General features: G+C 71.6%; 19 protein-coding genes. 6 read left to right on the plus strand and 13 right to left on the minus strand.

What is annotated here, in order from left to right; genetic code table 11:
* The first annotated feature begins 118 nt into the window (after positions 1 to 118).
* Positions 119 to 5,524: a pullulanase-type alpha-1,6-glucosidase gene (pulA, locus tag ACWCXB_RS21840; RefSeq protein ID WP_450725114.1), complete on the plus strand. Its 5,406-nt coding sequence runs from the start codon at positions 119 to 121 to the stop codon at positions 5,522 to 5,524.
* 30 nt (positions 5,525 to 5,554) lie between these two features.
* Here the strand turns inward: pulA and ACWCXB_RS21845 are convergent, their stop codons facing one another.
* A complete protein-coding gene (locus ACWCXB_RS21845) occupies positions 5,555 to 6,274 on the minus strand; it encodes a TetR/AcrR family transcriptional regulator (protein WP_450725115.1) in 720 nt (239 codons plus the stop codon).
* A 52-nt stretch (positions 6,275 to 6,326) separates the two neighbouring features.
* Between ACWCXB_RS21845 and ACWCXB_RS21850 the strand changes: the two genes are divergently transcribed.
* Positions 6,327 to 6,629 carry a hypothetical protein gene (locus ACWCXB_RS21850; RefSeq protein ID WP_450725116.1) on the plus strand — a complete coding sequence of 101 codons (303 nt, stop codon included), beginning with the start codon at positions 6,327 to 6,329 and terminating at the stop codon, positions 6,627 to 6,629.
* Positions 6,630 to 6,636: 7 nt separating this feature from the next.
* Here the strand turns inward: ACWCXB_RS21850 and ACWCXB_RS21855 are convergent, their stop codons facing one another.
* Both ACWCXB_RS21855 and ACWCXB_RS21860 read right to left on the minus strand, forming a co-directional pair.
* Positions 6,637 to 7,671, minus strand: a complete 1,035-nt coding sequence (locus ACWCXB_RS21855; RefSeq protein WP_450725117.1) for a PDR/VanB family oxidoreductase — start codon at positions 7,669 to 7,671, stop codon at positions 6,637 to 6,639.
* 1 nt (position 7,672) lies between these two features.
* Entirely contained in the window at positions 7,673 to 8,557 is an 885-nt protein-coding gene (locus ACWCXB_RS21860) for a metal-dependent hydrolase (RefSeq protein WP_450725118.1), read from the minus strand.
* A gap of 135 nt (positions 8,558 to 8,692) precedes the next feature.
* Here ACWCXB_RS21860 and ACWCXB_RS21865 point away from each other — a divergent pair, with 135 nt between their 5' ends.
* Positions 8,693 to 9,388, plus strand: coding sequence for a class I SAM-dependent DNA methyltransferase (locus tag ACWCXB_RS21865; RefSeq protein WP_450725119.1), 696 nt, complete (start codon positions 8,693 to 8,695; stop codon positions 9,386 to 9,388).
* 45 nt (positions 9,389 to 9,433) lie between these two features.
* On the opposite strand, the gene ACWCXB_RS21870 is transcribed toward ACWCXB_RS21865, so the two are convergent.
* The 3 genes from ACWCXB_RS21870 to ACWCXB_RS21880 form a co-directional block, all read right to left on the minus strand.
* Positions 9,434 to 11,431, minus strand: coding sequence for a hypothetical protein (locus ACWCXB_RS21870; protein WP_450725166.1), 1,998 nt, complete (start codon positions 11,429 to 11,431; stop codon positions 9,434 to 9,436).
* Positions 11,432 to 11,462: 31 nt separating this feature from the next.
* Positions 11,463 to 12,263 carry a tyrosine-protein phosphatase gene (locus ACWCXB_RS21875; RefSeq protein WP_450725120.1) on the minus strand — a complete coding sequence of 267 codons (801 nt, stop codon included), beginning with the start codon at positions 12,261 to 12,263 and terminating at the stop codon, positions 11,463 to 11,465.
* Positions 12,264 to 12,357: 94 nt separating this feature from the next.
* On the minus strand, positions 12,358 to 15,534 hold the full coding sequence (locus ACWCXB_RS21880; protein WP_450725121.1) for an alpha-N-acetylglucosaminidase: 3,177 nt from the start codon (positions 15,532 to 15,534) through the stop codon (positions 12,358 to 12,360).
* A gap of 103 nt (positions 15,535 to 15,637) precedes the next feature.
* On the opposite strand from ACWCXB_RS21880, the gene ACWCXB_RS21885 reads away from it, so the two are divergent.
* Positions 15,638 to 16,108 (plus strand): hypothetical protein, encoded by a 471-nt coding sequence (locus tag ACWCXB_RS21885; protein ID WP_450725122.1) that lies wholly within the window; start codon positions 15,638 to 15,640, stop codon positions 16,106 to 16,108.
* A 135-nt stretch (positions 16,109 to 16,243) separates the two neighbouring features.
* On the opposite strand, the gene ACWCXB_RS21890 is transcribed toward ACWCXB_RS21885, so the two are convergent.
* Both ACWCXB_RS21890 and ACWCXB_RS21895 read right to left on the minus strand, forming a co-directional pair.
* A complete protein-coding gene (locus ACWCXB_RS21890; protein ID WP_450725167.1) occupies positions 16,244 to 17,758 on the minus strand; it encodes a DUF1996 domain-containing protein in 1,515 nt (504 codons plus the stop codon).
* Positions 17,759 to 17,948: 190 nt separating this feature from the next.
* Positions 17,949 to 18,947: an NAD-dependent epimerase/dehydratase family protein gene (locus tag ACWCXB_RS21895; RefSeq protein ID WP_450725123.1), complete on the minus strand. Its 999-nt coding sequence runs from the start codon at positions 18,945 to 18,947 to the stop codon at positions 17,949 to 17,951.
* A gap of 210 nt (positions 18,948 to 19,157) precedes the next feature.
* On the opposite strand from ACWCXB_RS21895, the gene ACWCXB_RS21900 reads away from it, so the two are divergent.
* Both ACWCXB_RS21900 and ACWCXB_RS21905 read left to right on the plus strand, forming a co-directional pair.
* Positions 19,158 to 19,814: a hypothetical protein gene (locus ACWCXB_RS21900; protein ID WP_450725124.1), complete on the plus strand. Its 657-nt coding sequence runs from the start codon at positions 19,158 to 19,160 to the stop codon at positions 19,812 to 19,814.
* Between the two features lie 48 nt (positions 19,815 to 19,862).
* Positions 19,863 to 21,287, plus strand: a complete 1,425-nt coding sequence (locus ACWCXB_RS21905; protein WP_450725125.1) for a PepSY-associated TM helix domain-containing protein — start codon at positions 19,863 to 19,865, stop codon at positions 21,285 to 21,287.
* Between the two features lie 47 nt (positions 21,288 to 21,334).
* Here the strand turns inward: ACWCXB_RS21905 and ACWCXB_RS21910 are convergent, their stop codons facing one another.
* The 5 genes from ACWCXB_RS21910 to ACWCXB_RS21930 form a co-directional block, all read right to left on the minus strand.
* Positions 21,335 to 21,880 carry a winged helix-turn-helix domain-containing protein gene (locus ACWCXB_RS21910; RefSeq protein ID WP_450725126.1) on the minus strand — a complete coding sequence of 182 codons (546 nt, stop codon included), beginning with the start codon at positions 21,878 to 21,880 and terminating at the stop codon, positions 21,335 to 21,337.
* Positions 21,881 to 21,987: 107 nt separating this feature from the next.
* On the minus strand, positions 21,988 to 22,167 hold the full coding sequence (locus ACWCXB_RS21915) for a hypothetical protein (RefSeq protein WP_450725168.1): 180 nt from the start codon (positions 22,165 to 22,167) through the stop codon (positions 21,988 to 21,990).
* An 81-nt stretch (positions 22,168 to 22,248) separates the two neighbouring features.
* Complete coding sequence (gene glnII / locus ACWCXB_RS21920) at positions 22,249 to 23,268, minus strand: glutamine synthetase (protein ID WP_450725127.1); 1,020 nt, start codon at positions 23,266 to 23,268, stop codon at positions 22,249 to 22,251.
* Between the two features lie 92 nt (positions 23,269 to 23,360).
* Complete coding sequence (locus ACWCXB_RS21925; RefSeq protein WP_450725128.1) at positions 23,361 to 24,527, minus strand: ARPP-2 domain-containing protein; 1,167 nt, start codon at positions 24,525 to 24,527, stop codon at positions 23,361 to 23,363.
* A complete protein-coding gene (locus ACWCXB_RS21930; protein ID WP_450725129.1) occupies positions 24,524 to 25,948 on the minus strand; it encodes a hypothetical protein in 1,425 nt (474 codons plus the stop codon). Before ACWCXB_RS21930 ends, ACWCXB_RS21925 begins: the two co-directional genes overlap by 4 nt.
* Positions 25,949 to 26,095 lie beyond the last annotated feature (147 nt).

Raw genomic sequence — 26,095 nt, forward strand, 5'->3', positions numbered from 1 at the left:
CCTGATCCCATACGCCGTGTGAACCGGTGTGTCCGTCGTCAAACGCCGGACGGGCTGTGAAGGTGCGGCGGCACCTTCACACCCCGTCCGACCATCCGCACCAGTGAAGGAGACCCTTGTGATACGCCCCCTGCGCGGCCGGCGCAGAGCCGTCGCGGCCACCCTGGCCGCGGCCCTGTGCGCGGCGCTCGCGCCCGCCGTACCCGCGGCTGCGGCCAAGCCACCCGCACCGCCCTCCGACGCGAAGCTCGCCGCCGCGCCCGCACGGCACGATCTGACCCGCGAGCAGTTCTACTTCGTGCTGCCGGACCGGTTCGCCAACGGCGACCGCGGCAACGACCGGGGCGGACTGACCGGCTCGCGCCTGGAGACCGGGTACGACCCGACCGACAAGGGCTTCTACCAGGGCGGCGACCTCAAGGGCCTCACCCGGCGCCTCGACTACATCAAGGGCCTCGGCACCACCGCCATCTGGCTGGCGCCGATCTTCAAGAACCAGCCGGTGCAGGGCGAGGGCAAGGACGCCTCGGCCGGCTACCACGGCTACTGGATCACCGACTTCACCCAGGTCGACCCGCACTTCGGCACCAACGCCGACCTGGAGAGCCTCATCGAGAAGGCCCACGCCAAGGGCATGAAGGTCTTCTTCGACGTCATCACCAACCACACCGCCGACGTCGTCGACTACAAGGAGAAGTCGTACGGCTATCTGTCCAAGGGGGCCTTCCCCTACCTGACCAAGGACGGCGTGCCCTTCGACGACAGCGACTACGCGGACGGCACCGTCGGCTCGAAACCCTTCCCACGGACCGACCGGGACTCCTTCCCGCGCACACCCGTCGTGCCCGAGGCCAAGAAGAACCTCAAGGTCCCGTCCTGGCTCAACGACCCGACGATGTACCACAACCGGGGGGATTCGACCTTCGCCGGTGAGTCGTCGGGGCACGGCGACTTCGTCGGCCTCGACGACCTGTGGACCGAGCGCCCCGAGGTCGTCGCGGGCATGGAGAAGATCTACCAGCGCTGGGTGCGCGACTTCGACATCGACGGCTTCCGCATCGACACCGTCAAGCACGTCAACACCGAGTTCTGGACCCAGTGGGCCACCGCCCTGGACAAGTACGCCGCCGAGCAAGGCCGTGACGACTTCTTCATGTTCGGCGAGGTCTACTCCGCCGACCCGGCCGTCACCGCGCCGTACGTCACCCGGGGCAGGCTCGACGCCACCCTCGACTTCCCCTTCCAGGACGCGGCCCGCGGCTTCGTCTCGCAGGGCGGCTCCGCGGCCAGGCTCGCGCAGCTCTTCGCCCAGGACTACCGCTACACCACCGACAAGGCCAACGCCTACGAGTCGGTGTCCTTCCTCGGCAACCACGACATGGGGCGCTTCGGCACTTTCCTCAAGCAGGACAACCCCAAGGCCGACGACGCCGAGCTGATCAAGCGCTACCGGCTCGCCAACGAGCTCATGTTCCTCTCCCGGGGCAACCCGGTCGTCTACTACGGCGACGAGCAGGGCTTCACGGGCGCCGGCGGCGACAAGGACGCCCGCCAGACCCTCTTCGCCTCGAAGACCGCCGACTACCTGGACGACGACCAGCTCGGCACGGACCGTACGCACGCCGACGACGCGTACGACCCGCAGCACCCGCTGTACCGGAACATCGCCGAGCTCTCCGCGCTCACCAAGGCCCACCCGGCACTGCGCGACGGCATCCAGACCGAGCGCTACACCGCCGAAGGCCAGGGCGTGTACGCGTACTCCCGCACGGACGCCAAGTCCAAGGCGGAGTACGTCGTTGCGGTGAACAACGCGACCGCGCCCAGGACGGTGGAGATCCCGACCGGCTCCGCCGCCATGGACTTCCGTACGCTCCACGGCGGCTCGGGCACGGTCACCAGCGGCTCCGACAAGAAGATCACCGTCACCGTCCCCGCCCTCTCCTCCCTGGTGCTGAAGGCGGCCGGCCCGCTCCCGGCTTCCGCGGCCGCGCCCACGATCACGCTCAAGGCCCCGGCGGCCGGCGCCACCGGCACCGTCGAGATCACCGCCGACGTGGACGGCGGACAGCTGAACCGGGTCGTCTTCGCCGCCCAGACCGGCGACGGCAGGTGGCAGGTCCTCGGCTCGGCCGACCACGCCCCCTACCAGGTCACCCAGCACCTGAGCGAGAAGATCCCGGCCGGAACCGCCCTGCGCTACAAGGCCGTCGTCATCGACAGTGCGGGACGCACAGCCGGTGCCATGGCCGCCACGACCAGCGGCGCGCACCCCGTGGAGCAGCCCCCGACCGCCGTTCAGCGGGACTACGCCGTCGTCCACTACAAGCGCACCGACGGCGACTACGCCGACTGGGGCCTGTACACCTGGGGCGACATCGCCGACGGCGAAGGGACCACCTGGCCCGCGGGCAAGCCGTTCACCGGCCGCGACGCCTACGGCGCCTTCGCCTGGGTCAAGCTCAAGCCCGGCGCCTCGTCCGTCGGCTTCATCGCCGTCAACAAGGACGGAGTGAAGGACGTCGACGCCGACCGCTCCGTCGACCTCACCAAGACCGGCGAGGTGTGGATCGAACAGGGCAAGCCGGAGGTCAGGAACACCGCACCCGAGGGCGCCTACCCGCCCCAGGACACCACCAAGGCGATCCTCCACTACAAGCGCGCCGACGGGGTCTACACCGGCTGGGGCCTGCACACCTGGACCGGCGCCGCGAACCCCACCGACTGGGGCAGGCCGCTGGAGCCCGTACGCACCGACGCGTACGGCGCGGTCTTCGAGGTACCGCTCGCCCCCGGAGCCACCTCGCTCAGCTACATCGTGCACAAGGGCGACGAGAAGGACCTCCCCGCCGACCAGTCCCTCGACCTCAAGGCCAACGGCAACGAGGTGTGGCTGCTCGGCGGCCAGGAGAAGTACCTGCTCCCACAGCCCAAGGGCGGCGGCGCGGCCCTCGACCTCGCCAAGTCCCACGCCGTCTGGATCGACGCGGACACCGTCGCCTGGAAGGGCAGCGACGCCGCGGCGTCCAGCCAGCTCCTCGCCTCCCGCGACGGCTCCGTCGCCGTCAAGGACGGAGCCCTGACCGGCAACGCGAGCTGGCTGCGTCTGACCAGGTCGGAGCTGAGCGACGCGCAGAAGGCGAAGTTCCCGCACCTGAAGAGCTACACCGCCTACACGGTCGACCCGCGCGACCGCGACCGCGTACGCGAGGCGCTCAGAGGCCAGCTGGTGGCCACCCAGCGCGCCGCCAACGGGGCGGTGCTCACGGCCACCGGAGTGCAGATCGCCGGAGTCCTCGACGACCTGTACGGCGCGAAGGCCACGCGCGCGGCTCTCGGCCCGGTCTTCCACAAGGGCCGCCCGACCCTGTCCGTCTGGGCCCCGACCGCACAGCGTGTCGCCCTCGAACTCGACGGGAAGAACGTCCCGATGCGCCGCGACGACGCCTCCGGCGTCTGGTCGGTCACCGGCCCGTCGAGCTGGCGCGGCAAGCCGTACCGGTACGCCGTGACCGTCTGGGCGCCCAGCGTCGGCAAACTCGTCACCAACAAGGTCACCGACCCGTACTCCATCGCCCTGACGACCGACTCGGCCCGCAGCCTCGTCGTCGACCTCGCCGATCCCAAGCTCGCTCCCAAGGGCTGGGCCGGACTGAAGAAGCCGGCCGCCGTGCCGCTGCGGGGCGCCCAGATCCAGGAGCTGCACATCCGCGACTTCTCGATCGCGGACCGCACGGCCGAGCACCCCGGCGGCTATCTGGCCTTCACCGACCGCGAGTCGGCCGGTATGCAGCACCTGCGTGAGCTCGCCGCGGCCGGCACCTCGTACGTCCATCTGCTGCCCGCCTTCGACATCGGCACCATCCCCGAGAAGAAGTCCGACCAGGCCGCCCCGGCCTGCGACCTGAAGGCGTACGCCCCGGATTCCGAGGAACAGCAGGCGTGCGTCACCGCGGCCGCCGCGAAGGACGCCTACAACTGGGGCTACGACCCGCTGCACTACACCGTCCCGGAGGGCTCGTACGCCTCCGACCCGGACGGCACGCGCCGGACCGTCGAGTTCCGGCAGATGGTCCAGGGCCTGAACGGCGCCGGGCTGCGCACGGTCATGGACGTCGTCTACAACCACACTGTCGCGAGCGGGCAGGCGGACAAGTCGGTCCTGGACCGGATCGTGCCCGGCTACTACCAGCGGCTCCTCGCCGACGGCACCGTAGCCACCTCCACCTGCTGCGCCAATACGGCACCCGAGAACGCCATGATGGGCAAGCTCGTCGTCGACTCGGTCGTCACCTGGGCCAGGGAGTACAAGGTCGACGGCTTCCGCTTCGACCTCATGGGCCACCACCCGAAGGCCAACATGCTCGCCGTCCGCAAGGCCCTCGACGCGCTCACCGTCGAGAAGGACGGCGTCGACGGGAAGAGCATCGTCCTCTACGGCGAGGGCTGGAACTTCGGCGAGATCGCCGACGACGCCCGCTTCGTCCAGGCCACGCAGAAGAACATGGCAGGGACGGGCATCGCGACCTTCTCCGACCGGGCACGGGACGCGGTCCGCGGCGGCGGTCCCTTCGACGAGGACCCGGGCATCCAGGGCTTCGCCTCCGGCCTCTTCACCGAGCCCAACACGTCGAAGGCGAACGGCACCCCGGCCGAGCAGAAGGCCAGGCTGCTCCACTACCAGGACCTGATCAAGGTCGGGCTGTCCGGCAACCTCGCCGGCTTCACCTTCACCGACACCTCGGGCCGCAAGGTCAAGGGCTCGGACGTGGACTACAACGGCTCCCCGGCCGGCTATGCGGCCGCCCCCGGTGACGCCCTCGCCTACGCCGACGCCCACGACAACGAGAGCCTGTACGACGCGCTCGCCTTCAAGCTGCCCGCCGGCACACCGGCGGCCGACCGCGCCCGTATGCAGGTGCTCGCGATGGCGACGGCCGCCCTCTCACAGGGCCCCGCGCTGTCCCAGGCCGGCTCGGACCTGCTCCGGTCGAAGTCGCTGGACCGCAACTCGTACGACAGCGGCGACTGGTTCAACGCGATCCACTGGTCCTGCGGCCCGGAGAGCAACGGCTTCGGCCGGGGCCTGCCGCCCGCGGCCGACAACAAGGCCAAGTGGCCCTACGCCAAGCCCCTGCTGACCGCTCCCACGCTGAAGCCGGGCTGCGCGGACATCTCCGGAGCCTCCGCCGCGTACCGCGACCTGCTGAGGATCCGTACGACGGAGAAGGCGTTCGGGCTCGGCACGGCGGACGAGGTCCAGTCCGCGCTCTCCTTCCCCCTGTCCGGGAAGGACGAGACACCGGGCGTGATCACGATGCGCCTCGGGGACCTGGTCGTGGTCTTCAACGCCACACCGGAGCGCCAGTCGCAGCGGGTCGACGCGCTCGCGGGCACGCCCTACGCCCTGCATCCGGTGCAGGCGGCGGGCGCCGATGAGGCCGTGAAGTCCGCTTCGTACGAAGACGGTTCCGGCACCTTCAGCGTGCCGGGCCGCACGGTGGCCGTCTTCACCCGCGGCTGACCGCCGGCGGCGCGCGCGGGCCCTCGCGGCTCAGGCGCGCTGCTCCGGCACCCGTACCGACCGAGGCGCCAGCGCCACGAGCCGGCCGACGAGTTCACCGAAAGGACCGTCGGCCGGCTCGTCCGCGAGGATCCGCACCAGCACCTCGGCCATGTCGTCGTCGTAAGCGGCGGGCACCGCCACCAGCGCCGCGAAGTCGTGCACCAGCTGCCGCTCCAGCTCGGCACGCGGAATCTCCCGCCCGTCCAGCCAGAGCAGCGCCGTCGACTCGGCGAGCGAAACCCAGGAGCGCACGACCAGCCGCAGCCGCGCCGGGGGGTCCGTGATGCCGAGATGGGCCATGATCTGGTCGTACGCCGCCTGCCGGACCTCGTCGATCATGGCATTGGTGGTCGTGGAGCCAACAGCCGGGCCGCCGCGCATCAGCGCCGAGAAGCCCGGTCCGTGCTCGTCCACGAAGTCGAAGAACCGCCCCATGACGCGCAGCAGCCGCCCGCCGAGCGGCCCCTCCGGCTCCTCGACGAACCGGCCCGCCAGCTCGTCGGCCGCGCGGCGCAGCGCTGCCTCGTACAGGCTCTGCTTACCCGGGAAGTAGTGGTAGACGAGCGGGCGCGAGATCCCTGCGGCGGCGGCGATCTCGTCGATCGACACCTCGTCGGGGGAGCGGTGGCCGAACAGCTCCAGCGCCACTCCGATCAGCTGCTGCCTGCGTTCCTCGACGCCCATCCTGCGGCGAACCCCGGTCGTCATGCGGACAGCCTAACGGGCGGCCGTCGGAGGCCGTCCGTTACGCTCCAGGGATATGACCGCATCTGACCAGGAGACCCCCGCACCGGCGTCGGAGCCCGTGGGCATGACCCCGCGCCAGGCCCGGGTACTTCGGATCACCGCCGCGTCCGTTCTGCTCGTGGGGCTGGCGGCTGTCCTGGCGGTGCGCTTGGCCAGCCGCACGTCCGTGCTCGTGGTCGGGGTGTACGGACTGGCCATGATCCTGTGCGGAGTTGTCATCGAGCTGAGCCGCCACGGCCGCACCCGGCTCGGCACCTGGCTGCTGGGCGCGGGACTGGTGGCGGCGCTGGCGGCGGACTGGCTGCTGCTTCCCTGAAGCCACGCTAGAGATCCAGGACGAGGCGTCCGCTCGTGCACCGTGAGACGCAGATCAGCATCGAGTCGTCCCGTTCCGCGTCCGTGAGCAGCTCGTCCCGGTGGTCGATCTCGCCCTCCAGGACCCGCTGTTGGCAGGTGCCGCAGAAGCCCTGCTCACAGGAGTACGGGACGTCCGGCAGCTCGTCGCGTACGGCGGCGAGGACCGACCGGTCCGCGGGGATCGTGAGCGACCGGCCGGAGCGGCGCAGTTCGACCTCGAAGGCACCGCCGGGCGCGGTGGCCGACGCCGTGAACCGTTCCAGGTGAAGCTCCCGGCCCTCGGGGAGGACCGCGGCGACCGCGTCCATCAGGCTCTGTGGGCCGCAGCAGTAGACCACCGTCTCCGCGGGAAGGCCGGCCAGGAACGCGAGGTCCAAAGGGCCGAACGTGGTCTCCGCGCCCAGCTTCTCGGCCTCGTCGACGTACGGCATGGTGGCCCGGTCGCGCCCGCAGTACAGCAGCCGCCAGTCGGCGGCACCTCCCGCGTGCAGCGCGCGGATCATGGGCAGGACGGGCGTGATGCCGATGCCGCCCGCGACGAAGAGGTACGAGGCGGACTCGACCAGCGGGAATCGGTTGCGCGGGCCGCGGATCTCGACTTCCGTGCCCTCGTGCAGCTGTTCGTGCACCTCGCGCGAACCGCCGCGGCCGTCCTCGACGAGACGGGTCGCGATCGTGTAGGTACCGGAGTCCGCCGGGTCGCCGCAGAGCGAGTACTGGCGTACGAGACCGGAAGGCAGGACGAGGTCGATGTGCGCGCCGGGCTCCCAGGACGGCAGGTCCTGGCCTTCGAGACGCAGCTGGACGACGCCATCGGCGGGGGAGGTGCGTTCGGTGACCAGGGCGCGGTGCGAGGAGGCCCGGCGGCGCCCCTGGCCCGAAATCGGCTCCTCCAGGGCGGGCATGGGCCAGAGCGGGGACGCCTCGATACGGCGGCGCATCGCCCGCCTGGCGAGCAGCGCGGCCCCGGCGACGAGGACGACGGTACGGAGCCGGGGCATGTCAGCGGCCTCCGTTCGCGCCCGGTGAGCCGGCGAGATAGGCGACGGCCCGGGCCGTGCTGCCCTCCTGGCTGGGGTGGTACGTACGGCTCAGATAGCGCGGGATCGAGCGCAGCATGGCGGGAGTGGACGGGAGCACGCCCCGGTTTCCCGCACGGTAGAAGTCCCGGAAGTTTGCCCTGCCGTCGACGAGGGTCGGATCGTTCTCCATGAAGAACCGTGCGCCGCGCTGCCAGAGGAAGACGAGGGCCGAGAACGCCGTCGCCCAGGTCCGCACCCGGCGCCCGTAGCTGCCGTCGACATGCATGAACAGGTCGAAGGCGACCGACCGGTGCTCGACCTCCTCTGCACCGTGCCAGCGCAGCAGGTCCAGCATCATCGGATCCGCGCCGCGCCGGTCGAGCTCATCGGCGCCCAGGACCCAGTCGCCGAGGAACGCCGTGTAGTGCTCGATCGCGGCGATCAGCGCGACGCGCTCCTTCAGCCACCACGCGCGCGGCTTGCCGGGCGGGAGGGTCCGGTCGCCGAGCAGCTTCTCGAAGAACCAGTCGACCTGCGCGGTGTAGGGCGTCGGGTCGAGCCCCAGTTCCCTGAGGTGCGGCAGCACCTCGTCGTGGGCCTGCGAGTGCACGGCTTCCTGGCCGATGAAGCCGATGACGTCCTCGCGCAGACGGTCGTCGCGGATGAGTGGCAGGACCTGTTTGTAGACGTGGACGAACCAGCGCTCGCCGGCGGGGAGCAGCAGGTGCAGCACATTGATGGTGTGGGTGGCGAACGGGTCTCCCGGGACCCAGTGGAGCGGGGTCTCATCCCAGGCGAAGGAGACCTTCCGGGCCTTGAGCGGGGTGTGTTCCGACGCCGACGCGGCCGGCTTCGTATTAGACATGGCGTCAATGTACTGACGGGTACGCCGTCGGAACAGAGCCGTGCAGCGAGGAGTTGGCCGGTGTGCACGAGGATTCCGCGCGAGTTCGCCGGACCCCGTTGCCGGTCCACCGCCCCCGGCCTACTGTCCTCGACCATGACCGAGCCCTCGTACCTGCAGGCCACACGGACGTCCTACGACACCGTCGCCGTCGACTACGCCCGACTGCTCGACGCCGAACTGGGGAAGAGACCGCTGGACCGCGCGATGCTCGCCGCGTTCGTCGAGGTCGTACGGGCCGACGGGGCCGGGCCGGTCGCCGATATCGGCTGCGGGCCCGGGCGGGTGACGGCCCACCTGGCCTCGCTCGGGCTGGACGCCTTCGGCATCGACCTGTCGCCGGGGATGATCGCGGTGGCCCGGCGGAGGTACCCGGAGCTACGGTTCGACGTGGGTTCGATGACGGCCCTGGACCTCAAGGACGACCTGCTCGGCGGCGTCGTCGCCTGGTACTCCACCGTCCACACCCCGCTGGAGGAACTGCCGGTGGTGTTCGCCGAGTTCCACCGGGTCCTCGCCCCGGGCAGCCACCTGCTGATCGCCTTCAAGGCCGGCGACGGAGCCGTGCGACTGGAGCACGCGTACGGCCACGCGGTCGATCTCGACGTCTACCGGCTGCCGGTCGACCGGGTCGCCGAGATGCTGGGCCGGGCCGGACTGACCGAGGTCGCCCGGCTCGTGCGCGAGCCGGGCGAGAACGAGAGGACCCCGCAGGGCTTCCTCCTGGCCCGCAAGCCGGAAAGGGCCGTGACGAAAGCCCGTGATGGAAAGCCCGTGATGGAAAGGCCGTGACGGAAAGGCCGTGAGGAAAGGCCGTAACGGAAAGCGCCCCCGCGGTCAGCGCAGCGCGCCCACCCTCGTGCCGTCCGCGAGGGTGCCGTGCAGCTCCGCGCCGGCGCCCTGCGTGGCCCGTACGGCGAGGAGGTTGCCCTGGGCGCTGCTCCGCACGCCGCCGGAGGTGGCGAGTGAGGTGAACTGCTCGCTGCCCGCGGCGAGGACGTACCACCTGCCCGCCCGCGACTTCCACAGGACGCCGGCCAGCACCCGCGGGTCGCGCGGTCCGCATGCAGGGGAGCCCTCGGAGCGGGCCGCGACAGCGGCCGGGGCGTCGGCCGCTCTGCGCGACGTCGGGGCCTGGAACTGGGCAAAGGAGCGGCTGCCCGTGCCGCGCCAGGTCTCCGCGCGGGTGCACAGCCAGGCGGCGGTGCCGTTCTCCTCGGGCAGGGGCTGACGGGCGTACTCCCAGGAGTTGACCGCGCGCACCCCGTGGGAGCGCACGGCGGGCAGCAGACAGGCCGTGCGCGCCCATGCCTTCCGGGCCGCGTCGGTCGACACATCGGCGGCCGCCGCCGGCGGACCCCAGGTCAGCCGGGCCGGGGCGAGCTCGCCGAGATCGGTCACCAGGCGTGTGGCGGGCCGGGCCCCGGCGCCGTCCTGCAGCTCCAGCGCCTCCCAGGAGTGGCAGTCCCCGCCCTGGACGGGGCTCGGCAGCGGATCGGTCACCCCTTGTGCGTCCCGGCCGAGCGGTCGCGCCGCCCGCGCCGGGTCCAGCAGATCGCGCACCGCGACCCCGGTCACCCAAGGGGCGGTCAGATAGCGGACGTTGCCCTGCCACCGGCCCACCACCAGCGCCCCGGAGGACGCCGCGTCCGCCCCGTCGACCCGGGCGAAGTCGAGGGCCGTGCTGCCCGTCGTCCCGTCGCCCGGCTCGGCGTACCGTACGACCCTCAGCCCGTCGTGGAACAGCACCACGCGCGCCTGGTCGACCACCCCCGCGAACAGCAGCTGCGGGGCGCCCATCGGCGGCCCCGGCGGGGTGCCGTGCGTGGCCGACGTCTGCACCCGAGTGCCCGGCCGCGCCCAGACGGCGAGCGCCCGCCGCAGCAGCGCGCGGTCGCCGGTCAGCGTTCCGCGCGTCGGCCACACCGAGAAGTCGGTCCGGGCGGAGCTCTGCCAGGCCACGGGCGCGACACGGCCCAACCGGTCCGGGTCGAGGGCCTCCTCGGACGCCGGGTTGCGGGCGTACAGAGGGGCGGCAGCGCCGTCGGGGCCCCAGCCCTCGCCGGGCAGACCGAGCAGCGTGCCGCACACCAGCATCGCCGCGGCCGCAGCGAGCGCCGCCTTGGCGTGCTGGCGGCGGCGCATGAGATCCGTGGGCCGGGCCTGCAGCGAACAGGGGTCGAACTCGGGGGAGTCCAGCAGGGCGGCGGCGCTCCTCCCTCCCGGCGCCTCGACACCGTCCGCCTCGGCGAGCGCCGCGTGCGGGTCACCGACACCGGCCTCGGAGAGGACGTGCCGTACGTCCGCGTCCGGCAGCCGCTCGAGACCCCGCAGCACGAACGCGGCCCGTGCCGGTCCTGAGAGCGCGGACAGCCGCTGGTCCAGGGCGAGTTCGTCCGCACCGCCGGAGCGCGGGAACAGCCGCAGCCCCCACACCTGGGGCAGCAGCGGCGGGAACTGCGCCCGCTTCGGCCAGGCCCGGCGCCTGAGCGGAAGGCCCGCCTCCAGGGCCTGCCGCAGCACGCGCCGGCGCACGAACACATACCCGGGTGCGGCGCCTATGCCGCGAGGCGCGGCGCCCTCGCGGGGCACGGGCACGTGTCCGCGCGCGCCCTCGGCTCCTGCGGCCCCGTCAGCCGTGCGTGCCCGTCCCCGCGGCAGCGAGCGCTGGACGACGGAGTGCGCGGTGAGCACTCGCCGGTTGCGGCCGAGCGACGGCGGCAGCACGAGATACGCGATCCGTACCAGACGCGGATAGTGCTCGACGAGCGCGGCCTCGGCCTGCTCGACATCGATGGTGGCGGGGACGAGTTCCTGGGTGCTCACGTTCAGCAGAACGAGGGAATCGTCCGATAGTCACCAGCCGCTACCCGGTCGCCGTCAGCCGCTCCCGGATGCGCTCCGCCGTCTCGTCCGGCACACCGAGACCTTCCCGTACGTACCGCTCCATCGACCCATGCCGCCGGGTCACCTCGTCGAAGGCCGCCGCCAGATAGTCCGGCCTCACCCCGACGACCGCCAGCGCGATCTCCGGGTCGCCGCCCTGCGCCGTGAAGCCCTCGACGAGCGGCGCGAAGGCGTGGCGCACAGCGGGATTCACCGAGAGATACTCAGCCTCGATCGTCGCCGCGTCCGCCCCGAGCAGGCTCAGCACGACCGTCGTGGCCCAGCCGGTCCTGTCCTTGCCGGCCGTGCAGTGGAACAGGACGGTGCCCGACTCGGGATCGGCCAGCTCCCTCAGGAACGCCCCGTACCCGAGGCGGGCCGACTCCGTCGACACCAGCGCCCGGTACGTCTCCGCGAACATCGCGTGCGCCCGGCCCCCGCTCAGCTCCTGCTCGGCGACCTCCGGATCGGTCAGCACCTCCCGCAGCCGGGCGGCCGCGGGCAGTGCGCCCGATGCGAGGAAGTCCGCGAGGACATCGGCGACCAGCAGCCGCCCGCCCGGCGGGACATGATCGGGCCGCGCCCGGCGCTCCCCCTGCGTCCGGAAGTCGACGACGGTCCGGATCCCCAGCTCCGCCACCACCGGATCCGCCGGCGGATCGAGCCGGTCCAGCGGCCCGGACCTCAGCAGCAGCCCCGACCGCACGACCCGCCCGCCGGACAGCGGGGTGGAGCCGAGATCGCGGAGGTTGGCGACGGTGGCGGCGGGGATCGCGGTCATGGGGGTGACTCCAGCGGTCGTTCTCTACCGGTTTCCCCCGAAACGTTAATCGACGGTTATGCGAAGCCTCGCGGGACGAGGGGGCCTGCGGTGGTCAGGCCGTGGGCCACCCCTCCACCCCGCTGAACTCGACCGTGCCCCGCGCCCCGCTGCCGCCGTGCGCGGCCGTCATGAAGAGGCCCGCGTCCTGTGCCGCCGCGGCGCCCGGCACCGTGACCGTGGCGACCGGGCGCCACGAGGTACCGGCGTCGGCGGAGAACGCGCCGGTGAAGGAGGCGCCCGAGCGGCTCAGACGCAGCAGCACAGGCGCCGCCACGCCCGCGACGCGCTGATAACGGTCGAGCCTGCCGTCGCCGTCCGTGTCGTACGAGAGCACCACACCGTTCGCCGGCGTGACCGCGAGGTCGAGGAAGCCGGGTGAGCCGGACGCCGCCAGGCGGTTGCGTACGGCGATGCCCGCCCGCGCCCACGGGCCGGTCGCCGTCTGCGCGTCCACGCGGGCCGTGAGGCTGCCGCCGTCCCGCAGCACACCCTCCCGGTACACCGCACCGAACTGTTCGGTCGTCCGCCACAGGTCCCCGCCGCTGCCGTTGATCGCGAAGCGCCCGCCCAGCTGCCCGAACACGGCCGAGTTGCTCGAATGCGTACGCCACCCCGCGGACAGCGGCCCGGCGAGGAACAGATCCCCCCGCTGCACGGCGGTGACCGGATCCTCGCCCTCCGGGCCGTAGGAGGCGCTCAGCTCGTACGGGAGCGGCTCCAGCGGGGAGGTGAGCGGACCGGGCGGGCCCTGGACCGTCCAGGCCACCTTCGCGGAGCCGGCCGCCGGGACGGACGGCAGGGAGCGGGGCGGCAGCTCGCCGAGCCCGGTGACGGTGACGGTGAAGCCGACGGGGCCGGTCGCGCGCAGACCGTTCACATTGCGGAAGGAGGCCGTGAGCTCGGACGTACCGCCGGGCGCCAGCACCTCGGGCGCGGTTGTGACGGTGACCCTGCCCTGGTACGGCGCGCGGGCCAGCATCTCGTACACACGGCGCGCCGTCCGGTACGGATCGTGCTGCGGGCGCAGCGGATACCTCTTCCGCTCCCGTGTCCACGGCTCCTCGACCGCGTACCAGTCGAAGGCCTTCGGCGGGCGGCCCTGGGCCAGCGCGTCCTCGAGCTCGTCGAGGAACGCCTGCCACTGCGGCAGATGGAAGTCCCCGATCAGCCCCTGCCAGTCACGGTTGGCGTAGTTCGCGAGCCTCCCGCCGTCCGCCGTGGCACGGTCCGCCCAGGTCGTGACGAGGACGCGGGCGGTCCTCTCCAACTGCGCGCGCTCGCCGTCCGAACCGGCCATGCGCCTGGCGTCCTCCAGCCACGGCCCGAGCAGGAAGGCACGGTGCGAGCCGGCCATCTCCTCGCTCAGCCGCATCAGCTTCAGCCACAGCCGGGCCAGGGTCCGGAAGGCCGCCAGGTCCCCGCGTCCGTGGGCGGACCGGAGATGCGGCAGCAGCTGCCAGGAGCGGTTGGCGAGAACCTGACGGCCGAGGTCGGTGAGGTCGTAGCGGTACGCGTCGGAGCCGCGCAGGGCCGGCCGCACGCCGAGGAGCGCCGCGAAGGCCCGGTCGAGGACGCCGGGGTTGTAGGCGGGGGTCCCGGTCGCGTAGTTGGTGCCGGACGCGGCGGTCAGCGACGGCCGGTCCGTGAAGATCGAGTCGTGCGGGCGGCCGTCGCGGCTGCTGATCCGGTAGACCGAGTCCCGCAGCGCGGCGAACGCCCGGCGGGCCGCGTCGTCCCGGCCGCCGTAGCGCAGATCGGCGTACGACGCGAACCACTCGTCGCGGTCGACCGTCTCCGTCCGCCACGCCAGCTCGGAGAACAGCTCCAGCGCCGCCGGGTCCCGTTCGGCGGCCTCGGGCATGTAGGCGGTGCCGGCGAGGGAGGAGCCCGGCTTGTCGCGCCATGCCGGGAACCGTTCGGTCCAGATGTGGGCCCTGGCGCCGAGTGTGGTCCGGCCGCCGAAGTTGGGGATGGTGCCGAAGGCGTACGGCGCTCCTCCCCAGTCCTTCTCGCGGTCGGTGACGGCATCGAGGTCGGAGAGACCGTCGACGACGAGAAGGTGGCGCTTGTCGAGGGCCTCGAGCAGATCGCGGCGGGGGTTGGTCTGCCAGCCGAGGATCATCCACAGCGCGCCGGGGCGGGCGGTCCGCAGGGCGCGCTCCACGGCACGGGCGGCCTCCGGTACGGGCACGTCGCCCGCCGAGCCACCCTCGTGGAGCAGGTCCATCTTGAAGTGCCGGACCTCTCCGAAGAGTTCCTGCTGGTGACGGTAGAAGGCGGCCGCGACGTGCTGGTAGGTGTCGGTGCGAGGGTCGAGCCAGTCGGGGCGCCGCAGACCGTTCCAGGTGCCCTGGGGGACGGTGCGGGCGCCGGGATTGCGGGCGGCGAAGCCGTCGGGGACGGTGCCGAAATAGCCGGGCACGACGGGCGACATGCCGAGCTCGCGCAGCCTGTGGGCGATCCTCCGGCCGAGCTCGGCGCGCTTGGCGATCAGCTCGGGGCTCGGCGGACCGCCGTACGCGCTCATGTTCTGCAGCAGCCACCACGGCTGGTGGGAGGGGGCGGGCAGCCAGGTGCGCGCCTCGGTGTCGGAGTAGCCGAAGTCGAGCAGCAGCCGGTGGTAGACGGCCTCCTGGCCCGCCGTCACGAGCACTTCGTTGCAGCCGTGGAGGGCGAGGACGTCGATCAGCCGCTCCCAGCGCGGCCAGTCGGCGTACGGGGCGGTGTAGCCGTCGTGGGTGTCGTTGAAGGCGAAGCGGTGCGGGACGGTGGCTTCACGCTCCAGGGTGCGGTCGGGGGCCGGGAGCCGGTGCGGGAGGTCCAGTTGGCTGCCGGACCAGGAGACATGGGCTCCGCACACGTACTTGAGGTACCAGTGGACGCCGGTGAGCAGGACGGCCGGGCTGGTGCCCTCGACCTCGATGCGTCCGGTGGCGCCGGACACGCGGAAGCGCTCGGAACCGGTGGCGCCCGGGAGGGCGGGGAGGAGGGTGAGGCGGAACTGGTCCGCGTGCCAGGGGAGCAGGCGCCGGAGCGCGCTGTGGGCCGGAGCCGTACTCATACCCGTACCTGGTCCTGGTCCTGGTCCCGTACCTGTGCCCGTACCTGGTTCTGAACCCGGACTCTTACGCGCGCTCATCGAGGCTCCCGAAGCGGGGGATGCGTACGCCGCACCCGCTCCGACGGCTCCCACGGTGCCCAGCAGCGAACGTCTCGACAGCGCGGTCATCGGCGCTCCTCCGTGTTGCTCAGGAGACAACAGGTGCGTGCGGGAGCGCACGTTACCCGGCGTTCGCCAGCGCACCAGGGCGCCGAGCGGGCACGATGGCGAGATGCGTACGGAACGACGGCGAACCACCACCCCGATAGCCCTGGCCGCACTGGTCCTGACGGCCGCCACGGCCCTCACCGCCTGCGGCGCGGATGACGAAAAGGCCCCCGACGCGCCGAAGACGGCGACGGGGACCCTGGAACAGCTGGCCGCGCAGGCCAAGTGCGAGCCGAACATCCAGACGGACGCCAAGGAGCTGCGGCAGGCCAACTGCACGACGGGCGACGGCAAGTATGTGCTGGCCACCTTCGCCACCGACCGCGGCCAGCGCGAGTGGATCAACGAGGCCAATGACTACGGCGGCTCGTATCTCGTCGGCAGGAAGTGGGTCGCGGTCGGTGACGCGAAGGTGGTCGCAGCGCTGCGCGGCCGGCTCGGCGGGACCGTGGAGACCGGCTCCTCGCATGACCAGCACCAGGGGAGTAGCGGTGGTCATGGGGGTAGCGAGGAGGGGCACTCCGGCCATCACTGAGCAGGCCGCGCAGGTCTGAGGGATGTGGGGGGAGGGGGGACGGGCAGGAGGAGGACGTGGGGGGAGGACGTGGGGGAGGGAAGGCGCCGAACCTCCGGGCTCAGCCCGGGAGCGGGAGGTTCGGCGCCGGCTCGGTCAGCGGCACCTACGGCCTTCGTTGATGCACTTCACGACCTTGTTCATCAGGCTCTCGTCGAAGACGTTGATGAAGTCGCCGTGGTCCGTGATCGGCTTGTGCAGCTGCTCCGGGAAGGAGTCGACAGCGAACACGCTGGGGTTGTCCCCGCCGAAGGCGGGCGGCGGAACGTCGTAGACGATCCGCTGGACCAGCTGCGGAATGGCCTTGAAACCGTTCTGGCAGCGACCGTTGGCATCCGCGAATGCGACATGGGTGCGGTGGTTGGCACTGTCGGTGTTCTGTCCGTCCCAGCAGCTCTGGAACTTGAATGTGCGCACCACCTGACTGCCCTCGGGGCAGATCGGGTACTTGTCCTTCAGCTGCCGGTCCTCGAATCCCGTGCAGCTCCAGGACGCATTCGCATTGGCGTCCCCGTTCACGAAGGCCTTGGCGTCACCGGTGATGATCCGGAGCAAACGCGGCATGGCCGTGACCTTGCCGACCGGACTTCCCACGAAATTCAGTGTGACCTGGGCCGGGGTCTGGATCTCTCCGACGTTCCGGTCCTTGCCGCCACCGTCGGCGTTCGCGTCGTTCTCGTCCTGGCCGTTCTGCACGCGCAGCACCGGCCAGTAATAAGTCGACTTGTCGCCCTGATTGCGGCAGGTGGTGGCACCGTTGGCCAGATCGTCGTCGCTCGCGAAGGCGTCGTTCGCCTGGTTGCCGACGTAGTCGTGCATATGGTGTGCACCATTGCTCACACCGGGAGCGACGATGACATTGTCCGGATTGAACTTGCCGTTCTGGTTCCGCCCGCAGTCGGTGGTGAAGGTGCCTCGGGAGGCGCCCCGGAGCTTGCGGGGGTTCTGGACATTCGGCTGGACGTCCTGGATGTCGACGAAGTCGGCCTCCTCGGGGCCGTTGCCGGCCTGACCGCCGTTGTCCTGGTCGCCGTCACCCTGGCCCTGGTCGCCGCCCTGGTCCTGGCCGCCGTCCTGGCCGGCGTCCTGACCCTGGCCCTGGTCCTGACCGCCGTCGTTCCCGGCGCCGCCGTTGTCGTCGGCGCGCAGGGTGCAGGGAGCCAGTTTTTCGAGGTTCTGCGGTTTGTCGGCCTCCTGGTCGATGAGGGCGACGATCCGCTGGATGATGACCAGTCGCTCGTTTCTCAGCGGTGCCAGAATCTGCTGCTCGCCGAAGGAGGGATCGCTCTCGATCCGTTCCTTGTTCTGGGCGAACCGCTGATAGGCGGTGGTGATCTGGGTGTCGAGCGTGGCCAGTTCACGGTCGACCGACCCGCGTACTCCTTGGGGTACTTCCGGAAGTTCATTGCCGACGTCCGGACAGTCGATGGTCGAAACGGACTGGCCGGCATTCGTGGTCTGGGTCGGACGCTGACCGGTCCAGCTCCAGCCCTCACCCGCGGATGCGTAGTAATTGACCGCCACCAGCCCACCCCCGCCCAGAATCAGGGCAGCCGAGGCGGCGATCGCCCGGTGTGCCAGCGTAGAGCGTTTGCGTGATGTGCGTCCCATGGAACTCCAATCCCGGGGGGGCGTAGCGCCGTTCCATACGGACCCCGTCGGCGGCCCGTTCAACCGGAGTTGGAATTCGTAGAAATCTCCATTCGCAAACCGGACGGAATGAGCGACAAGGCGCAAGGCCGCGCGGGACCGCTCGATCACCGGTCCGGTCGGCCCTGTTGTCGCCCGCCCGTGGCGACGGTCAGGATTCGGGAAGCAGTGCCGACTCCTGCTCGGGGGAGAGGCCGGCGGCGCTGCGGACCGCGCGTAGCGGGGGCTCGCCGCTGAGCGACCCGAGCCAGGCCCAGGTGTCCGCGACCGTCTCCGCGACCGGCCGGCAGTGCAGGCCCGCGGCCAGCGCCTTCGACACGTCCGCGCGGTGCATCGCGTCGTGCGACTCGCCCCGGGGGATCCAGATGGGCAGGTCCGTCCACGGCTCCACTCCGGCCGCGGCGATCGTCTCCTCGTCGAGCCAGCGCAGTTCCGCGTCCGAGCCGGTCACGCGGACGCACTCCGCCAGCAGTTCGCCCATCGTCGTGTGCCCGGGCGGGCTGACGAGGTTGTACGCGCCGGACAGTCCCTTCTCCGACGCGTCGAGGAGCCACTCCGCGAGGTCGCGTACGTCGATGTACTGCAGCGGCAGGTCACGCGGCCCGGGAGCCGGCACCGGGCCGCCCCTGGCCACCCGCTTCAGCCACCAGGGCAGCCGGCCCACGTTCTCCCAGGGGCCGAGGATCAGACCCGCCCGTGCCAGCAACGAGCGGTCCTCGCCGAAGGCCGACACCGCGGCCAGCTCACCGCCCCGCTTGTCGTGGGCGTAGTCGGTGGACCCGGCATCGGCCGCGGAGCCTTCGACCAGGGGGCCGTCCTCGTCCAGGCCGGGGGCCATCGGCCAGGCGTGGACCGAGCGGCTGGACACGTACGTATACCGCCCCGCGCGGTTCGCGAGCAGCCGCGCCGCCTCCAGCACGGCGGAGGGCGCGGACGACCAGGTGTCGACGACGACGTCCCAGTCGCCCTTCGCCTCCGCCAGCGCCCTCAGCCCATCGGGCGCGGTGCGGTCGCCGCGCAGCACGGACACGCCCTCCGGCGCCTCGTGCTGCCCCCGGTGGAACACGGTCACCTGCCAGCCGCGGGCGAGCGCCGCGTCCACGACCGCCCGCCCCACGAACTCCGTCCCGCCCAGCATCAGAAGCCTCATGCTCCGGACTCTGCCGTGCCGCGGCTCCCGCGTCGTCACATTCCGCTCCGAGGAAAATCCGCTCACAGGGGAATCGTCTGCCACGGGAGTCGGCCCCCGGGGGGAGTCGGCCCCCGGGGGGAGCCGGCCCCCCGGGAATCCGCTCCAGGGACCTCGGCCGGTGCACCCCTCTGCCGTTACCGGCGGACCGGATGGCACCATGTCCGGGCCATGACGAATGCCCGGTCGCCCATGCGCGCCCTGCGAGCCGCACTCTTTGCGGCGGTGTGCACGGTATTGGCCGCGGTGGGGCATTCCTCCCTGTCCGGGCATGAGTTGCCGGCCTCCGTGCTGATGCTCGCGTTCGCGGTGAGCGGGGGTGTGGCCTGGCTCGCGGGTACACGGCGCCGGGGAGCCTTCTCCATCGGTACGGGGTTGCTGACCGTCCAGGGCGCGGTGCATCTGCTGTTCGCCGGCTCCGATGCGCACACCACCCCGCTTCCGCACTCCGCCCACGCCGGCGGAGCCGCGCACACCATCGGCGCGGACCCCATGGCGGCCGAGGCGATGGCGAGTGCCACCGCCGCGTACGGCGCCGACTCCGCCGGCATGCTCGCCGCCCACCTCGTCGCTGCGGCCGTGTGCACACTCTGGCTCGCGCACGGCGAAGTCGCGTTGTTCCGGCTGGCCCGCACGATCGGCACGCTCGCCTTCGCGCCCCTCCGGCTCCTGCTCGCGACCGTACGCGTACCGGAACTCCCGCACGCAGTACGCCCGCGCCCCCGTACCCGCCGTCTTCACGGCGTCGTCCTCGCGCATGCCCTTTCGCGGCGCGGCCCGCCCGGCCGCCCGTTCAACCGCGCCACGGCCCCTGGAGCACTCGTCTGACAGCCGGGGGCCGATTCCCCCATGTCAACGCCAACTCCAAGGACCATCATGGCCATTGACGACCCCGTAAAGCCGGACGAGCCGACGGCCGGCTCCCCGACCAGCCCGACCGGCCCCACCTCCACGTGGAGCGCACTGCGCCCGCTCGTGCTGCGTATCCACTTCTATGCGGGCGTCCTCATCGCCCCGCTGCTGTTCGTCGCAGCCGCCACCGGACTGCTGTACGCGCTGTCCTTGCCGGCGGAAAAGGCGCTCTACAGCCATGAACTGACGACCGACGCCGGCAAGAGCACCATCCCGCTCGACACCCAGGTCGCCGCGGCCCGCGAGGCTCATCCACAGGGCACGGTGACCGCCGTGTGGCCCTCCTCCGAGGAGGGCGCGACCACCCGGGTCCTGATGGAGAGTCCCGAGGTCGCCGAGGACAAGAACCTCACCGTCTTCGTCGACCCCTACACCGGCAAGGTGCGCGGACAGCTGGAGACCTCCGGCGACGCACTGCCGATACGCACCTGGCTGTCGGGGCTCCATTCGAACCTGCAGCTCGGTGAGACCGGCCGGATCTACAGCGAGGCGGCCGCCAGCTGGATGTGGGTCGTCGCCCTGGGCGGTCTGCTGCTCTGGATCGGGCGCAAGCGGAACAGCCGCAAGGCGCTCCTGGTGCCCGACGGCTCCGCCACCGGCCGCCGCAGGACCCTCTCCTGGCACGGCTCCGTCGGCATGTGGGCCGTCATCGGTCTCGTCGTCCTCTCCGCCACCGGCCTGACCTGGTCGACGTACGCCGGAGCGAACATCGACCAGATCCAGACCGGGCTCGGCGGTGCCACCCCGTCCGTCTCCGCCGCCCTCGAGGGCGGAGACTCCGGCGGCAGCCACGAGGGCCACGGGGCCGGACACGGCACCCCCAAGCCCGCCACCGGCCAGGACGTCGGTCTCGACAAGGTCGTCGAGGCGGCCAGGGCCGAAGGCGTCGACGACCAGATCCAGATCACGCTGCCCAGCGAGGGCCAGGGGTACGTGGTCAAGGAGCGCGACCGCCAGTTCCCGGTACACCTCGACTCCGTCGCCGTCGACCCGGCCGACGGACGGGTCATGGACACCCTGCGCTTCGCGGACTACCCGCTGCTCGCGAAGCTGACCCGCTTCGGCATCGACGTCCACATGGGCTATCTCTTCGGACTGGCCAACCAGCTCGTCCTCGCGGCCCTCGCCGTCGCGCTGATCCTGCTCATCGTCTGGGGCTACCGCATGTGGTGGCTGCGCAGGCCCACCAAAGAGCGGACGCTGAGCGTGGGCCGGCCGATGCCGCGCGGCGCCTGGCGCAAGGTGCCGCTCCCGGCGCTGCTGCCGCTTGCCGCGGCGACGGCGGTCGTGGGCTGGTTCGTACCGATGCTGGGCATCAGCCTGCTGGTGTTCCTCGCGGTCGACGTCGCGCTGGGCCTGGTAGCCAGGGCCCGGGCGAAGGCCGCCTGACGGGAGGGAGGGGGCCCGGGCGTCCGCGCGGCCCCCTCCCGCTTCCCTCAGGGCGCGTACTTGTAGCCGACCCGCCGCACGGTCTGGATCGTGTGGCGGTGCTCGGCACCCAGCTTGCGGCGCAGCCGGGCGACGTGGACGTCGACCGTCCGCCCGTCGCCGACATGTCCGTAGCCCCACACGGTCGTCACCAACTGGTCGCGGGTGTGCACCCGGTGCGGGTGCGCCACCAGATGCGCGAGCAGCTCGAACTCGAGGTACGTGAGATCCAGCGCCCGCCCGTCGACGGCGGCGGTGCGCCGGAAGGAGTCGATCCGCACCGGCCCTTCGTCGTCATCGGTGGGCGTTCCGGCGTCGTGGACGACGGTGGGCGGCTGCTGATCGGCCGGTACGAGCACGAGGTAACCGACCATCGGCGGTCGGCCCGGCAGTGCGGGCAGCGTGTGCGGGGGCGCCGGGAGCCATGTGGCGCCCGGCGGAAGGAAGTCCGGGACATGCACCACCTCGTCCGGGTCGACGGCCCTGAGCCGGTGCCGGCCCTCGCCGGCACGTGTGGTGGTGGTCGCAGCAGAGAGGGAACGGGTGTTCGCCATAGGAGTCAGCTCTTTCGCGCGGAGGAGTACGGACGTACGTCGTGCGCGTCGGCCGAAGGCCCGAACCTGAACAGGGGGCTCAGAGAGCTCGGAGAGCTCAGGGGGCTTTAGAGGGCCGACACGTTCCTCGCGCGGCAACACACACGGTCGAAGTCGTGGTGCTGACGGGAAGGCCAGAACGGCTCGAGGTCGCTGCGACCCGTCGCGATGTTCTGAAGGCTGGCCATTCCCCCATTCAAGCAGATGGGGGAGGACGGCAGCAGACCTCTCTCACAAGGCGGACGCAACCTTGGCGCGATCTTGACCACGGCGAAGGGGGCGCCCACCGGAAACCGGCGGGCGCCCCCTTGCGAGCGGGTGTGAACGGATCAGACCTGACCGGCCTTCTCCAGCGCGCTGCAGCACGTGTCCACCAGCAGGCGGGTCACGACGTACGGGTCGACGTTCGCGTTCGGACGGCGGTCCTCGATGTAGCCCTTGCCGTCCTTCTCGACCTGCCACGGGATACGGACCGAGGCGCCGCGGTTCGAGACGCCGTACGAGTACTCGTTCCACGGGGCCGTCTCGTGCAGACCGGTCAGCCGGTCGTCGATGCCGGCGCCGTAGTTCTTGACGTGGTCGAGCGGCTTCGAGCCCTCGCCGAGCGACTCGCACGCGGTGATGATCGCGTCGTAGCCCTCGCGCATCGCCTTCGTGGAGAAGTTGGTGTGCGCGCCGGCGCCGTTCCAGTCGCCCTTGACCGGCTTCGGGTCGAGGGTCGCGGAGACGCCGAAGTCCTCGGCGGTGCGGTAGAGCAGCCAACGGGCCACCCACAGCTGGTCGGCGACCACGACCGGGGCGAGCGGGCCGACCTGGAACTCCCACTGGCCCGGCATGACCTCGGCGTTGATGCCGGAGATGCCCAGACCCGCCTTCAGGCAGTTCTCCAGGTGCGCCTCGACGACGTCACGGCCGAAGATCTCGTCCGAGCCCACGCCGCAGTAGTAGCCACCCTGGGCGGCCGGGAAACCGGCCTCCGGGAAGCCCAGCGGACGGGAGCCCTTGAAGAAGGTGTACTCCTGCTCGATGCCGAAGATCGGCTCCTGGGCGGTGAACTTCTCCGCCACCTCGACCAGCTGCGCCCGCGTGTTGGACGGGTGCGGGGTCATGTCCGTGTTCAGGACCTCGCACAGCACCAGCAGGTCGTCGCCGCCGCGGATCGGGTCGGGGCACGAGAAGACCGGCTTCAGCACACAGTCGGAGGCGTGACCCTCGGCCTGGTTGGTGCTGGACCCGTCGAAGCCCCAGATGGGCAGCTCTGCGCCGTCGGCCAGTATCTTCGTCTTCGAGCGAAGCTTGGCCGTCGGCTCGGTGCCGTCGATCCAGATGTACTCAGCCTTGAAGGTCACGGGGCCTCATCCTTTGCGGTGCATCGGGGTGTGGCCGCAGCTTCGCAACACGGGATTTCCCGGCGGTTGCCCGATTGTGAACCCCGTGTTACTCAGGTTTCCTTCGTTTGTCGCGATCTCTGTGCGACCACATGGGCGTTGAGCAGTGACTCGAATCCGGCATTCCGGATTCGTCGGACGAGCTCGGCGTAGCTGCTGCCGAGCGCCTCCGCGGTGCGTCCCAGGTGCCAGTCGTGCCCGGCCAGCACGCGCAGCAGATGGCCGCGGCGGATCTGGTTCTCCGACAGCCGGAACGTCTTCAGATAGGCCGTGCGCCCCTTGTGGTCCGTGATCAGCTCACCGATGTGCTGCGACGCCTCCTGGGCCCGGTGGAAGGGAGGCAGGAAGCGGTGGAGCGCGTACGTCCCCATGCGGTGCACCCGCTCGAAGGCGTACGGCGTCTCCAGCAGATCCCGGGCGAACAGACCCGTGTGCGCCTCCTCCCACGCACGCTCCTGGGCGCGGGCAGCCGCCCGCAGATCCGCGAGCGTCTCCAGCTGCAGGCCGTCCCCGATCCGCGCGGTGAACTCCGGCACCGGGCGTCCGTAGAAGGCGTACTGATGGACCAGCTCGCCGTACAGGTCCTCCAGCAGGGACGGATGCAGCGCGCGGTAGTCGTCGGGATGCGGCACGACGAACGCCGCGGCGAGCGCGTCCGCCGCGTACACCATCACCCCGCACTGCCCCGGATGGATCTCGAAGACCCGCAGCGCCTCCGCCAGCCCGTACACCTCCCGGCCCGTGTACGCGGCCTCGGCGCGCGGCGAGAGCCCCCGTCGCACCGCCTGCTGGGACCACTCGTCCCAGACGACGGACGGCCCGCCGAAGTGCAGCGCCAGATAGCCCTCCAGGGCGAGATGGAGCGGCAGGAAGCGACATTTTGCGGCTCCGCCGCGGGGCAGCCGGTTCCCCCCGTTCCTGCGCTTGACCATGCGGTGGTGGCGGCGCACAGGGATCCGGTCCGGCCCCTCGTCGCCGAGCTGGGTCCCGTAGGCCGCCGACTGCCCGCCGTCGCCCGACCAGTCGGCGATGAAACCGTGCGGGATGTAACCGACGTAGTGCGTCCGCGGGCCGACGTCCACGACGCCGTGGCCGCCGTACACCTCGTGCCGCAGCCGCAGCCCCTCGAGCGGCTCCTCCCGCACCAGCGGTACGAGCCGTATACCGCCCCACACCTGCGCCGCGCGGGCCGTCAGCCCCGTGAGGTCGATCCTCGTCATCGGGCCTCCTCCAGGCCGCTCTCCGCCAGGAACCGGGCCACCCGGCGGTCCAGATAAGCCCGGAGCTCACCCAGGCCGGTGCGCCCCTCCGCGAACTGCGCGAGCTCCACCAGCGCCGGCAGGTCCTCCGCGTCACGGATCCCGGCGGTCGGCACACCGGACGCCAGCCGCCGTACGTCGAATCCGTCCGCGTCGTATACGGGGTTGAGATGAACCACCCCGGTCCGCCCGTCCGGGTCGAGCCCGGTGCGCCAGACCCGTAGCACCTCGCCCGCCAGGCCCGGCGGCGCGTTGTCCCAGCCGTCCGAGACGATCACCAGACGGTCGGGCGAGCTCTCCAGCGCGTCGACGATCCGCGCGCCGAGCGGCGTCGGCCCCCAGGGCCGCACCAGCAGCGGGTCGGTGCCGCCGGACGTCCACAGCGCGGTGTAGGTCCCCGCCAGCGCCTCCAGCAGAAAATGCCCGGCCAGCGCCACCGCCAGGGGCCGGCGGCGCTTCACGCCCGAGCCGGAGGCGGAGTAACTGTCGTCGAGGACGGCCGCGACCCGCCCCCAGCTGCCTGCGTACGGACCGGCCGCGCGCCGCGCCGCCGCCCGCAGCGCGCCGGTCAGCTCCGTGCGGCGGTCCCCGCGCTCCTCGAAGCCGAGCGACAGTACGTACAGCGCGAGCCGGGTCAGCGGCATCGTCGCCAGATCGGCCCCCGGACCGGCGGCGCGCTGCGCGCGCAGCCGCTCCAGCCGGGTCATCCGGGGTGCGATCCGCTCCAGGAACGCGGTGCGCGCGATGCCGTGCTTGGCGGCGAAGCCCTCGGCGACGGTGAACGGCAGCTCGTACAGCGCGGACTGCTCGTAGTGCGCGCGGCGGAAGGCGTCCAGATACGGGTGCTCGTAGCGCACGCGCCGCCCGGGCGCGAAGAGGAAGTCCCCCAACTCCGTGTCGTGGAAGGAGAGGTGGGCGTGCCGGGCGGTGGACTTCAGCCCATGGCGGTACTTCACCGCGTCATGGGCAGGGTCGGGCCGGGCCGCCAGCCAGTCCCGCATGATCGCGCGGGTGCGGCGGTTGTTGACCTTGGCGGCACGCAGCGCCCGGAAGAGCCGGTACACGCGCTGCGGCGGCAGCAGCGCGATCCGCGCCGCGATCAGCCGCCCCTCGGCCGCCCGCTGACGGGCGTCCGCCTCGCCAGCCGTGCGCAGCAGCCACTCGACGATCCGGACGGCATTGTGGTCATTGATGTCGAGCGCGAGCGCCGCCGCGTACACCGGCCGGTAGTTGATCCGCACGTACTCGTGCAGGAAGCCCAGCGAGATCCGCTGCTCATATGCCTCGGACCGGAACTCGCGCTGCCCGGTCGCCGTGATCGCGGCGTTGACGAAGAGCAGCACATCCTCGGCCGCGATCCGATCGGTGCGCGTGTCCGCCATGCGTGTCCCCCGGAGGTGTGCGAAGGCCGGCCGGGGAATGGGGGCGTGAACAGCGAAATCATTGCGTCACAAGCAGGTCTCGGAAGTCACGCCGGAGTCCCGCGGCCGGCCCTGGCAACGTAACACCTGTCACCGTCCGTTCGGCCA

This window comes from Streptomyces sp. NPDC001514 (genome assembly GCF_053597075.1).

Bases quoted from the DNA above. Each gene is read 5' to 3' on its own strand.
- ACWCXB_RS21930 (WP_450725129.1), bottom strand. From the start codon at position 25,948: ATGGCGGACACGCGCACCGATCGGATCGCGGCCGAGGATGTGCTGCTC.
- ACWCXB_RS21890 (WP_450725167.1), bottom strand. From the start codon at position 17,758: ATGGGACGCACATCACGCAAACGCTCTACGCTGGCACACCGGGCGATC.
- ACWCXB_RS21910 (WP_450725126.1), bottom strand. From the start codon at position 21,880: ATGGCGAACACCCGTTCCCTCTCTGCTGCGACCACCACCACACGTGCC.
- ACWCXB_RS21880 (WP_450725121.1), bottom strand. From the start codon at position 15,534: ATGACCGCGCTGTCGAGACGTTCGCTGCTGGGCACCGTGGGAGCCGTC.
- ACWCXB_RS21925 (WP_450725128.1), bottom strand. From the start codon at position 24,527: ATGACGAGGATCGACCTCACGGGGCTGACGGCCCGCGCGGCGCAGGTG.
- ACWCXB_RS21855 (WP_450725117.1), bottom strand. From the start codon at position 7,671: ATGCCCCGGCTCCGTACCGTCGTCCTCGTCGCCGGGGCCGCGCTGCTC.
- ACWCXB_RS21895 (WP_450725123.1), bottom strand. From the start codon at position 18,947: ATGAGGCTTCTGATGCTGGGCGGGACGGAGTTCGTGGGGCGGGCGGTC.
- ACWCXB_RS21860 (WP_450725118.1), bottom strand. From the start codon at position 8,557: ATGTCTAATACGAAGCCGGCCGCGTCGGCGTCGGAACACACCCCGCTC.
- ACWCXB_RS21850 (WP_450725116.1), top strand. From the start codon at position 6,327: ATGACCGCATCTGACCAGGAGACCCCCGCACCGGCGTCGGAGCCCGTG.
- ACWCXB_RS21905 (WP_450725125.1), top strand. From the start codon at position 19,863: ATGGCCATTGACGACCCCGTAAAGCCGGACGAGCCGACGGCCGGCTCC.
- ACWCXB_RS21885 (WP_450725122.1), top strand. From the start codon at position 15,638: ATGCGTACGGAACGACGGCGAACCACCACCCCGATAGCCCTGGCCGCA.
- ACWCXB_RS21865 (WP_450725119.1), top strand. From the start codon at position 8,693: ATGACCGAGCCCTCGTACCTGCAGGCCACACGGACGTCCTACGACACC.
- ACWCXB_RS21900 (WP_450725124.1), top strand. From the start codon at position 19,158: ATGACGAATGCCCGGTCGCCCATGCGCGCCCTGCGAGCCGCACTCTTT.
- ACWCXB_RS21875 (WP_450725120.1), bottom strand. From the start codon at position 12,263: ATGACCGCGATCCCCGCCGCCACCGTCGCCAACCTCCGCGATCTCGGC.
- ACWCXB_RS21845 (WP_450725115.1), bottom strand. From the start codon at position 6,274: ATGACGACCGGGGTTCGCCGCAGGATGGGCGTCGAGGAACGCAGGCAG.